Origin of the sequence: Aeromicrobium sp. (assembly GCF_036675695.1) — a bacterium.
Classification (GTDB): domain Bacteria; phylum Actinomycetota; class Actinomycetes; order Propionibacteriales; family Nocardioidaceae; genus Aeromicrobium.
On sequence record NZ_JAKFEL010000057.1, the window covers coordinates 1 to 3,135 of the forward strand.

Consider the following 3,135-nt stretch of genomic DNA (forward strand, 5'->3'; position numbering starts at 1 on the left):
CGGCCGACCGCGACTGAGGATGTCCTTCTCGGGCTGCGAAACCTGCATGGCGTTGCCGCCGGGACGATCGACGCGGATGACGTCGGCGCCGAGATCGGCGAGCAGCATTCCGGCAAACGGGCCGGGCCCGATGCCGACGAGCTCGACGACACGGACGCCAGCGAGTGGGCCGGTGCGTTCTGTTGTGGTCACTGCGTGATTGTGACAGTAGTACTGTCACGGTTTCAAGTGTCCCGCTCAGATGGGGCGTAGGTCACATACCGTTGGTACGTGTATGTGTCATCATGAGTGTCACGTTCTTTGGTCCGCCCCGAAAGGCAGCACATGTACTCCGAACTGGCCTACACCCGCAAGGGTTCCGGCGAACCACTCGTCCTCATCCACGGCATCGGTCATCGCCGTCAGGCGTGGGACCCCGTGTTCGAGCAGCTCGCGGAGTCCTACGACGTGATCGCTGTTGACCTCGCCGGGTTCGGTGAGTCCGCGGCGTACTCCGAAGGCGTGGGCTACAACATGCCCAACGCAGTCGACAACCTCACCGACAACTTCGCCGCCTGGGGCGTCGAGAAGCCCCACGTCGTTGGCAACTCTCTCGGCGGTGCGCTCGCCCTCGAGCTCGGCGCCCGCGGCGCGGTCAGCTCCGTCACCGCACTCAGCCCCGCCGGCTTCTTTGGCGTGGTCAACCGCGTTCAGACCTTCGTACTGCTGATCCTGCTCCGCATCAGCAGCAAGCTCCCCGACCGCGTCCTGAAGTTCGTTTCTCAGCAAGCCTGGGGGCGCAAGCTCGCCGGCAGCACGCTCTACACCCACCCCGAGCGGTTCACCGCTGACGAGGTGTACGGAGACGCCCTCTCACTCAAGCGCGCCACTGGCTTCGAGCGGACGATCCTGTCTGGCGCTCGCTACTCCTTCAAGCTCCAGGTTCCCGTGCCAACGACCATCGCATGGGGAACACGCGACCTGATCCTCCCGTACAGCTCATCGGCGATCGCGCAGGAGCGCATGCCCGATGCTCAACATGTCGCTCTCCCGCACTGCGGTCACGTGCCGATGATCGACGACCCGGAGCTGATCGTCCGCGTCATCAAGAACACCGTTGACTCGGCCGTCGCCTCCGAGTCCGAACGCGCAGCCTGACAGGTACGCCTGCACAGACGGGCATACGCCGCGCGAGATCTGCGTTGAACTCCGCGTGGAGATACTCGACTCGGTGGTGATCGGCGCTGGTCAGGCAGGGCTGTCGTCGTCGTTCCACCTCACGAAGCGTGGAATCGAGCACGTCGTGCTCGACGCCGACTCGCGGCCAGGCGGTGCCTGGCAGCACCGCTGGGATGCCCTGACGATGCACGACGTCCATCGAGTCGCCGACCTGCCGGGCCAGCCGATTCCCGAAGCCGCGGACGAGGAGCGCGCCAACGAGTTCGTCCCCGGCTACTTCTCTTCGTATGAAGGCGAGTTCGATCTCCCGGTGATCCGTCCCGTGGGCGTACGCGCCGTGCGCGATGTCGATGGGCTCCTCCAGGTGGAAGCCGCTGATCGCGAGTGGACGGCACGCACGCTCATCAATGCCACTGGCACGTGGAGTCGCCCGTTCATCCCCTACTACCCGGGTGCGGAGACCTTCATCGGCGAGCAGCTGCACACGGTCGACTACCCCGGACCCGAACACTTCCGCGGCAAACGGGTGCTCGTCGTCGGTGGAGGGGCGTCCGCGGTGCAGTTCCTCGGGGCCATCCGGCCGCTGACCGACACACTCTGGGTGACCCGACGCGAGCCCGTGTGGCGTACCGGCGAGTTCAACGCCGAGATCGGTCGAGAGGTGGTGGTCAAGGTCGAGGAGCGCGTACGCCAGGGACTTCCGCCACGAAGCGTCGTCAGCGTCACTGGCCTGATGCTGCGCGAGCAGGAGCGCGAGGCCGAGCGGCTCGGTGCGTACGCCCGCCTGCCGATGTTCGCCCGGATCGAGCCTGACGGCGTGCGGTGGGCTGATGGGTCGTTCGAGCACGTCGATGTGATCCTGTGGGCGACCGGCTTCAGGCCGGCGATCGACCACCTGGCTCCGCTTCGACTCCGCAGCTCTCGCGGCGGCATACAGCTCGACGGCACAACCGCTGTCGCAGATCCGCGCGTCCAGCTGGTCGGCTACGGGCCATCGGCCAGCACGATCGGCGCCAACCGCGCCGGTCGCGTCGCCGCCCGGGGCGTTGCGAAGTGGCTGTCCAGCTCAGAAATGGTCGAGCAACGCGCCTGACCTGATCCGGTCAGAACGGGCGTGCAGTCACGTACGACCGGTCGAGGTCAGCGGCTCGCGGACATCCCAGCAGGCCAAGGCTGCTCTCGAGCTCGGAGACAAGCTGGTCGATCACCTGCCGAGCACCGTCCTGTCCCTCGCAGGCCAGTCCCCAGAGGACGGGTCGGCCGACCAGGATGGCGTCGGCGCCAAGCGTGAGCGCCTTGGCGACATCCCAGCCGCGCCGGATGCCTCCGTCGACCAGTACGTCCACCCGGCCGGCCACCGCATCGACGATCGGGCCGAGGGCATCTGCACCGGATAACACAGTGTCGAGCTGGCGGCCACCGTGGTTGGAGACGACGATCCCGGCGACTCCCGCCTCCACGGCTCGGGTGGCGTCGTCCGGTCGCAGGATCCCCTTCAGGATGATCGGAAGCCCGCTCGCCTCACCGAACGAGGCGATGTCGTCCCAGGTGAGGTTGGGATCGTGCATCGCGTGGCGCTCGGCCGGTGTCATCGGACCACTCGCGAGGTTGACGTAGGTCGGGTGCTCGACGGCGTAGCCCGAGCGCTGGTCACGCTCGCGCCACCCTCCGTAGGGGAAGTCGACCGTGATGACGAGCGCCTCGTAGCCGCCATCCCGCGCAGCGCGCACGAGGTCGTCGGAGATGCCGCGATCCTTGAAGACGTAGAGCTGCAACCACCGGTCAGCACCGCCCATCACCGCAGCGACCTCGGCCGGATCAGTCGTGGTTTGCGACGAGAGGACGAAGACCGCATCCGCGTCCGCAGCGGCGCGCGCCGTCCCGAGCTCCGCATCGGCGTGCGCCCCACGCTGGTACGCCATCGGCGCGACCAGGACCGGGTGCGGCCGGGTGCGGCCGAGCAGAGTGACCGAGGTG

General features: G+C 67.3%; 4 protein-coding genes. 2 read left to right on the forward strand and 2 right to left on the reverse strand.

The features are described from left to right. On the reverse strand, positions 1 to 192 hold a 192-nt coding region (locus V6M39_RS03890), incomplete at its 3' end, for a CoA transferase (protein WP_332642363.1). Positions 193 to 324: 132 nt separating this feature from the next. On the opposite strand from V6M39_RS03890, the gene V6M39_RS03895 reads away from it, so the two are divergent. Together V6M39_RS03895 and V6M39_RS03900 are read left to right on the forward strand one after the other, a co-directional pair. Then, entirely contained in the window at positions 325 to 1,137 is an 813-nt protein-coding gene (locus tag V6M39_RS03895) for an alpha/beta fold hydrolase (protein ID WP_332642365.1), read from the forward strand. A gap of 55 nt (positions 1,138 to 1,192) precedes the next feature. Next, positions 1,193 to 2,251, forward strand: coding sequence for an NAD(P)-binding domain-containing protein (locus tag V6M39_RS03900; protein ID WP_332642366.1), 1,059 nt, complete (start codon positions 1,193 to 1,195; stop codon positions 2,249 to 2,251). Positions 2,252 to 2,261: 10 nt separating this feature from the next. On the opposite strand, the gene V6M39_RS03905 is transcribed toward V6M39_RS03900, so the two are convergent. Beyond that, positions 2,262 to 3,135: alpha-hydroxy acid oxidase (locus V6M39_RS03905; RefSeq protein ID WP_332642367.1), on the reverse strand; the 874-nt coding region annotated here is incomplete at its 5' end.